Source organism: Peribacillus deserti (genome assembly GCF_016909175.1).
Taxonomy (GTDB): domain Bacteria; phylum Bacillota; class Bacilli; order Bacillales; family DSM-1321; genus Paraperibacillus; species Paraperibacillus deserti.
The window spans coordinates 451,924-459,953 of the sequence record NZ_JAFBFI010000002.1 but is presented as its reverse complement, the minus strand read 5'-3'; the positions used below and the strand labels follow the sequence as shown (position 1 = coordinate 459,953).

At 40.0% G+C, this 8,030-nt stretch carries 8 protein-coding genes; 7 read left to right on the top strand and 1 reads right to left on the bottom strand.

Annotated elements, in window-relative coordinates; translation table 11 throughout:
• Positions 1-122 precede the first annotated feature (122 nt).
• Positions 123-1,964 carry a M6 family metalloprotease domain-containing protein gene (locus tag JOC77_RS04415; RefSeq protein WP_338047174.1) on the bottom strand — a complete coding sequence of 614 codons (1,842 nt, stop codon included), beginning with the start codon at positions 1,962-1,964 and terminating at the stop codon, positions 123-125.
• Between the two features lie 310 nt (positions 1,965-2,274).
• On the opposite strand from JOC77_RS04415, the gene JOC77_RS21550 reads away from it, so the two are divergent.
• From JOC77_RS21550 to efeB, 7 genes are all read left to right on the top strand, one after another.
• Positions 2,275-2,406, top strand: coding sequence for a hypothetical protein (locus tag JOC77_RS21550; RefSeq protein WP_275585045.1), 132 nt, complete (start codon positions 2,275-2,277; stop codon positions 2,404-2,406).
• A gap of 439 nt (positions 2,407-2,845) precedes the next feature.
• Entirely contained in the window at positions 2,846-3,166 is a 321-nt protein-coding gene (locus JOC77_RS04410; RefSeq protein WP_204539131.1) for a hypothetical protein, read from the top strand.
• 67 nt (positions 3,167-3,233) lie between these two features.
• A complete protein-coding gene (locus JOC77_RS04405) occupies positions 3,234-3,701 on the top strand; it encodes a spore coat protein (protein ID WP_204539128.1) in 468 nt (155 codons plus the stop codon).
• Between the two features lie 472 nt (positions 3,702-4,173).
• Positions 4,174-4,401: a hypothetical protein gene (locus tag JOC77_RS04400; RefSeq protein WP_204539125.1), complete on the top strand. Its 228-nt coding sequence runs from the start codon at positions 4,174-4,176 to the stop codon at positions 4,399-4,401.
• A gap of 20 nt (positions 4,402-4,421) precedes the next feature.
• Positions 4,422-5,666, top strand: coding sequence for an aminopeptidase P family protein (locus JOC77_RS04395; protein WP_204539122.1), 1,245 nt, complete (start codon positions 4,422-4,424; stop codon positions 5,664-5,666).
• A gap of 209 nt (positions 5,667-5,875) precedes the next feature.
• Complete coding sequence (gene efeO, locus JOC77_RS04390) at positions 5,876-6,730, top strand: iron uptake system protein EfeO (RefSeq protein WP_204539119.1); 855 nt, start codon at positions 5,876-5,878, stop codon at positions 6,728-6,730.
• Positions 6,731-8,020 carry an iron uptake transporter deferrochelatase/peroxidase subunit gene (efeB, locus tag JOC77_RS04385; protein WP_204539116.1) on the top strand — a complete coding sequence of 430 codons (1,290 nt, stop codon included), beginning with the start codon at positions 6,731-6,733 and terminating at the stop codon, positions 8,018-8,020.
• The last annotated feature ends 10 nt before the right edge of the window (positions 8,021-8,030 follow it).

Below are 8,030 nucleotides of genomic sequence, written 5' to 3'. Positions count from 1 at the left end.
TCTTTTATTATAAACGGGTTTTCTTCCTGATGACATAGAAAAACCCGATTAAGGGGCACTTTTAATTTAGTGTCCATTAATCGGGTTATAGTTCACTGGTTCGGGGTCCTCGTTTTAGAGAATTACTTTGTAGATTCATTAAAATTGTAATAGAATTTTGCAGTGATTGAGCCATCCTTGTTTTCCTTGATGTCTGTTACATGAATTCCAGAATCTGCTGGAGTAGAGCTGTAGCCCTTCCAGAAGTAGTAGGAGCCTGAATGAACATTTCCAGATACCGGAGTTATCTTAGAACCTGATTTGAAAAAGTCCCCAGCATTGCCTCGGTTGAGGTTTTTCTCAAGCTCATACAGACCATCCTTCTGAAGGACGGATAAACCGTAGTGTGTGACTACCTCTCCATTGCTAGCCGTTTGTGACTGGTTATACTGGAAGCGCTTGTTCATCCAGTTTTCCACATTATTCGGACGGAAGCCTGCGGTCTGGTACAGGCTGATGACATTTTCATCTACATGCCATGCAAGCAAACCTTTTGAGTCTGCTCCCTGGCGGATTAACCCTTTGTTAAAGCCATCCTGCTGGACATTTTCAAATAAGAAGTACTCGGTGCCGTTAGAACCAGGCACTTCCATTTTAACGATGCCGTTATCGGCTGCAGCTTTATTTATCGCTGGGAGAGTTATCGTTTGGACTCCATCCTCAGGCTTCACTTCTTTTGGAGTTACCCAGCCTAAGAAGATTTTAGAGAATGGATCAAAGTGTGTTGGAGAGTTACCGGAATATGCATTTGCATCCGGATAGCGCATCCAGGATCCGCCTGACATCATTGAATAATTTCCAACACCTTCAGAAGTATACACGGTATCATAGAAATCAGGTAGCCCTAGAGCATGTCCAAATTCGTGAGCGTATACACCTGTCTGTGCAGGGAATGGACCTGTTTTTGATGCTTCATCATAGTCTCCTGTTGCCGCATTAAAGCCGGCCACGTTTCCGCCTATCGCGGGCTGGATGTTGTAATTATTAACGACTACGCCGTCATACGTCATGTCTTCAGAAACAGTCTTGTTAATCCATGCTGATTGTGACAGGCCAGCGTGAACATCAGAGGTTTTACCAGTTTCATAATATTTTCCATAGTATAAAGCACTTAATAAGCTCCATTTATGAGACCAGAACTGTGCCGGATCACTGCTCCACTCAGCACCTGTACCCTCATGGATGACGAAAATATTCGGTACTTCGCCATTTTCTGCATACTTAGAAAAATCTACCTGCTCATCTGCCGCTTTTAATAAGTCTCGGACGAATTCACCTGTATGCGCATCTCCGTTTACGTTTCCATTTACATATTTGCCGTTCTCGGCATATTTACCTTCCTGGTCTAGATAGTAAGAAGCTCCTTTTGGAAGCTCAACCCATGCAAATTCGGTGTTTTCTTTACGGACAAGATTTGTTTTGCCGTAGCTGGATTCCTTGTAGGCATTTTGCATTGTCCGGTCTATAGGAGCTTTGACGCCATTAACTTCAGCATATTTTTTAAAAAAATCCAATTCGTATGGATTGTACTCCTTGCCAAAAATTAAATCCTCGTAATAATGGGCCGGTACCTGACCTGGGAGATCGCCGACTGGCTCGTCTCCATCCTTAAATTTGGCCAGAATAACCAATACTGGAATATCACCAGTCGCTTTTTTGTAAGCTGTATGGTTATCACCAGCTTGTTCAAACTTTGTACCATTAGCAGCTTTTTCTGCTGGATCGACCTTAGAGAGATCAATGCCAAGCTTTTTAGCCTCCTCAGCTAATTCTGGTGCAACCCCCACATGATGCGCCAGATCAATGCTGTATGTACTTTTAACGGGCTTATGGCTATCTTCAGATTGCAGACCCGGCAGAACCAGTGATCCTGCTAATGCCAGTGATAGAGCTGAAGTGGAGAGAACCTTTAACAAATACAACACTCCTTTAAAATATGATATGAGCTAAATATATCAGAATACTCTATCAATATTCACGGGTATTTAGCACTAAAGTAATTAGAGTTTTTAGATTATTTAATATACTAAAATAAAAATTATTTTCAAGGAGTGGTTAACTATGATAAAAGTTACATCTATTTACGATGTTCCCTAGGCGCGAGGCATAATGATGGAGGATAGGATGATAGTCATACTGCTGCTTGAGGATGATTGAGTATTTTCTTATTTCCTTTTAATCGAGCTTTTTACTAACCATAGCGTCAGAACCATCATTACATAGGAGGCAGGAACTATGACACCTTATCATCAAGATCGTACGAAAAACCCTCCAGCAGTCCAAAAACAACTGAATGTGCTTGAAGGAAGTAACACAAATGAGAAAAACAATAAAGGCACGAATGAGATTCAGCCGCTGGCTTGGTGAAGACGGTTTAACGCAATAGCCGCTTTCCTTTTTTCCGGCTGCCCAATAAATGGCTAAGGAAGCTGAATTGTTACACGATCATAAATCAGTAGTTTTTTAGTTCGAGTCTTTATAAAGAAAAAACCTCGAACAAAACAACCATCTTTTCAGGAGCGATTCTTTATCCCAAGAATCGCTTTTTTTCTTCTGAAAAAAGGCATTACATTAGACATCCATCCTTCTCTGATCCTAAAAGCAGGTATAACGCATATAACTGGTGGACAGGTGCGGAATGATGAAGCAAGGCATAAAACGGAACCATAGGAAAATGTAAAAAAAGATTTTTCGCATTCTCTTCTAAACTTTAGGCTGAAGATAAGTAAAATTACACGTTTGCCTTAACACAACAATAAGCCTGTATACATAAGGTAATAGGGAATAAACAAAGGAGGGGTATAAAATGTCGAAGAAAAAGTCTAAACATGAAAACGCTACTGCCCAGTTAATGGGGATGCTTGTGTCCAACACATTAAAAAAACATGGCATTGAAACAAATGCTATGAATCTTTCAGATAAGGAAAAACATGAATTAAGAAAAACGGTCAAAAAACTAAAAAAACAAGCTGATACTTTTCTAAAAAACTTACACAAGAATGTTACCGAAGCAGAAGCAGGCGTAGTAAGCACGAACTCATCTCCGGAAACAACCAGCAAAAGTAAGCCTGAGAACACGACTGAAAATGACCTGAGTTCGTTAAAAGTGTTCAATAAAGATAAATAGGAAGAGTTGTCCGTTCTCTTCCTAAAAATTAAATTACTATCCTATTTTGGATACAGGAGGAAAAAAAATGAACCAAGAATATTATAGGTCAGCAGGAAACGATGTATGTAACGACAGATGGTCTGCTCTTGATCCTACCCGTAACCACCCAATGTGCAATGAGGAAACTGTAGAACAAGAAGCAGTCCAAACAAAGAGTGAATTTCAGCTATCTGAAGAATTAATTTTTATTAAAGATTCTTGTGATATCACAGTATCAACTATTGATACTAAGGCTGCGGTTTCACTGCAGGCAGCGTTGCAGGCAGCAATCGTTGTATTAATTAACATTTCAATTGCTGATGCAGGCAGAGCAGAAAAAGTGGCTCAAGAGCTTCTTCAATCTTCCCAGGTAAAACAAATTTCCCGCCAAAAGACCATCATTGAAAACTCTAGAAACATTACAGTAGAAACTTTGGATACTCAAGTGGCTGTAAACATCCAGATCCTTGTTCAATTACTAGTTGCTCTTCTAGTAAGAATTGACATCCTATAATTGATTATCGGATGCATAAGTACTTTCAATATCCACTAACTGAAGCTGAAGCAGAATAGATGCACCTTCGACCAAACCTTATACCTTTGCACCCCTTCTAGAGAAAACCCCTCTCAAAGGGGTTTTTCAATGTAAAAATGCATTTAGATAAGTGAAACGGATATAATTGAATATGTTATAAAAATCAAAAAAGTTAAAAATTTCTTTATATTAGCTCTCAGAAAAAATATAATGGTACTATTCGCGGCCTTGATCCTAAATGTCAGCAGCAATTATTCTTAGTATCAGAGTTTGCGGGCAAGTTCGAAAGAGTTGCGAGCAAAAACTAGGAAATGCGAGCAAAAAATCAATGTTGCGAGCAACGGAATGTGTTGTGATCAAGTCCTATTGATTTCCGAGCAAAAAGGAAGTAAAGCGAGAAGGATTAAGAATTTTAGGAGCAAAAAGTCAGTTTTGCGAGCAGCAGGAAGGGATGAGGTCCATTTCCCATAGGCTTCCAAGCAGAAGAGGTCAGCTCTGCCCGTTTCAAAGCCAGTCTGCGGCAGCCTCTTACTGGATATTAACATTACATAATCAGCGTAAAGCAGCGATTCGGAGACGAATGTATCAAGATTCTTCTATTGAACCATATATCTATTATTTATATATAACACTGTTTACGTATCCAGCTGCTGCATTAGAGGAATTACTATTTTTATAGTTTAGAAAGAAGGTAAAGAAATGCATAAGGAATTTTATGTACATAACCGTAAAGATTTATATGAAAAGCTAGAAGAGAAATCAATAGTTGTATTATTTGCTGGGAAAGCTCCGCAAAAATCTGCAGATGAGGCCTATAAGTTTGTTCCAAACCGGAATTTTTACTATCTAACAGGGATAGATGAGCCGAATATTATATTTTTGGCACATAAAACTGGAGAGAAAATTGAGGAGTTTCTTTTCATCGAAAAGCCGGATCCTGTTATGGAAAAATGGGTTGGAAAGACCATTTCAAAGGATCAAGCAGCTGCAAAATCAGGGATAGGCTCAATACAGTTCATTGACCATTTTGAAACCTTGTTTTCACGAATCGTTTTTGCTAATGGAGACGCCAGTCTTTTTTTAGATCTTGAGAGACGTGAACTGGATACAATAACCACGAAAGCACAGCAATTTGCAGCTAAGATTCAATCGAATTATCCGTATTTGCCAATTAAGAATGTCTATCCAGACATTTGTGAGCTGCGAGTTTTTAAGAAGCCTGAAGAAATTGATAAAATTAAAAGAGCGGTTGAAATTACACAAAAGGGAATTCTACATGTAATGAGCCATGCAAAAGAAGCTAAAAAAGAATATCAGCTTGAAGCTCATTTCGACTTTATCCTTAAGTCGGAAGGGGTTAAGCATCATGCCTTTAGAACGATTGCAGCAAGCGGGAAAAATGGGACAGTTCTTCATTATGAACAAAATGATGCCGATATAGAAGAAGGCAGCCTGGTACTTCTTGATCTGGGTGCTCAATTTGAATACTATAATGCTGATATCAGCTATACGTTTCCCGTAAATGGAGCCTTCTCAGAAAAACAAAAAACATACTATAACCTTGTATTACGTGCTTTAAAAGAAACGATAGAATTGATTAAACCAGGAGTTCCTTTCGCCAGGCTAAATGAACATACGAAAAAAGTACTGGCTGAAGGGTGCATGGAAACAGGCTTGATACAAGAAGAAAGCGAAATCGCTAAATATTATTATCATGGAGTCAGCCATTTTCTAGGCTTAGATACCCACGATGTTGGCGACTACCAGAATTTAATCCTTAAGCCTGGAATGGTGTTAACTGTTGAACCAGGATTATATATTGAAGAAGAAGGCATCGGCATAAGAATTGAAGATGATGTGTTAGTAACAGAAGAAGGCACTGAAGTTTTATCCAAAGACATTATTCGATCTGTTGACGAAATTGAAGCCTTTATGAAGTCATAATAAGGATTACCCTCTCCTGCAAAGCACAAGGAGAGGGTTTTTTGTGATTTGGTTTGTTAAGGAAGATCTAAAAGCAGATAAGTATAGGTAACAGCAGTAGTAAATTCTTTTTTTAGAATCTTTCGCGATTTTTAATTGAAAATGATTATCAATATCTGATACTATAAAACTAGTCAATGAAACTACTTTTAAAGGAGTATTACATACATATGCAAAAATTAAAAATGGCCGCTGCAATCTTGATGAGTACCAGTTTATTATTTGGATGTTCGAATTCAGACAATAGTACTTCAGCGCAAAAGGAAAAAGAAAAACTTCCAGTTAAGGAAGGATCAGAGAAATTGGATGAGGTTGCCTTAAAATACCGTGAGTATGCATTAAGTGAAATAGAGGCTTTTGTCAAAGAGACAGAAACATTCACTAGTGCCGTAAAAACTGGTGATATAGAAGGTGCAAAAGAAACGTATGCACCTGCACGCATGCACTATGAGCGTGCTGAACCTATTGCGGAAGTATTTGGAGATCTTGATCCGAAAATCGATGCCCGCGAAGGCGATGTGCCTGAAAAAGAATGGACCGGCTACCATAGAATTGAAAAAGGCCTATGGATAGAAAACACGACTAAAGGCTATGAACAGTATGCTGAACAATTAATGAAGGACGTAAACCTTCTTCGGGCTAAGGTAGAAACGGTAGATGTCACGCCGGAACTTCTCATAACCGGTGCGGTCGATTTATTAAATGAAGTATCTACTTCAAAGGTAACGGGTGAAGAAGATCGATATTCACATACTGATTTATACGATTTTGCCGCAAATGTCCAGGGAGCTGAAAAGATTTATCTGCTATTGAAGCCGTCTTTAATGGAAAAAGATCAAGCACTGTCAGAAGATATTCAGAAGCAGTTTAATTCTGTCTTTGGATTGTTAGAACAGCATAAAATAGGTGAAGGGTATAAGGCCTATACAGAACTGACGAAACCAGAAGTTAAACAATTAAGCCAGTCGATTGATGCCCTTGCGGAGCCGCTTTCTCAAATAGGAGTTGTAACGGAGGAGACCTAATTGGAAAAGAATTCACAAAATAACACTGATTCTTCTTTAAGGAGAATTTCAAGAAGGAATGTCTTAAAAGCAGCCGGTATCGGCGGTGCTGGCATGCTACTCGGAGCGTCGGGTATAGGCAGTTTTCTTACATCCACAGGCAATTCTATGACAAAGGATGAAACAGATAATAATTTCATTCCTTTTTATGGAAAACACCAGTCCGGAATCATTACAGACATGCAGGATCATATTTACTTTGTTTCATTAGAGGTAACTGCAGAAAGCCGGCAGGACCTTATAAAGCTGTTTAAGGACTGGACGAATGCAGCAGCTGCCCTGACTGAAGGAAAAGGAGTCGGAGAAGCCTCTGGCAAATCCTATCTGCCACCAAAGGATACAGGTGAGGCAGCTGGTCTTTCTCCTTCGAATTTGACAATTACATTTGGTGTGGGGCCAGGCCTCTTTGTTAAAGATGGCAGAGACCGCTTCGGACTTCAAAGAAAACGGCCTAAGGAACTGAAGGATCTGCCATTATTTCCCCTTGATTCGTTAGATGAAAAATGGACAGGCGGAGACATTTGTATACAGGCTTGTGCGGACGATCTTCAGGTTGCTTTCCATGCGGTCAGAAACCTTGTCAGAATAGCGCGGGGAAAAGCTGTTATTCACTGGGCTCAGACTGGTTTTCAGAGAACAAAGCAGGCGGATCTTAAGAAAGAAACACCAAGAAACTTATTTGGATTTAAAGACGGAACGGTAAATCCTGACCTTCATAATCAAAAAGAATTAAATGAGCAGGTGTGGGTACAGCCTGAGGATGGAACTTCCTGGCTGGCTGGTGGAAGCTACATGGTCGTCCGCCGTATCCAGATGTATATTGAAGTATGGGATCGTTCCAGTCTGCGTGATCAGGAAGCTACGTTTGGCAGGCTTAGGGAAAGCGGGGCACCGCTGGGGCAAAAACATGAATTTGATAAAGCCGATTATCAAAAAAAAGATGAAAACAGCGAGCCGGTGATTCCGATGAATTCGCATATGCGCCTGGCTCATGGGAAAGGCCAGAATCAAATCCTGCGCCGTTCCTATTCCTATACGGACGGAATGGATCCTGATACCGGAAGTTTAGATGCCGGACTGCTGTTTATCTGCTTCCAGCGGAATCCGGACAAACAATTTATTCCTATGCAGGAACGTCTGGCGAAGCAGGATAAATTAAATGAGTACACGGTTCACAAAGGAAGTGCACTTTTTGCCTGCCTTCCGGGTACTCACAAAGGCGGTTATATTGGAGAGACACTATTTTCATAATCGTGTCTTC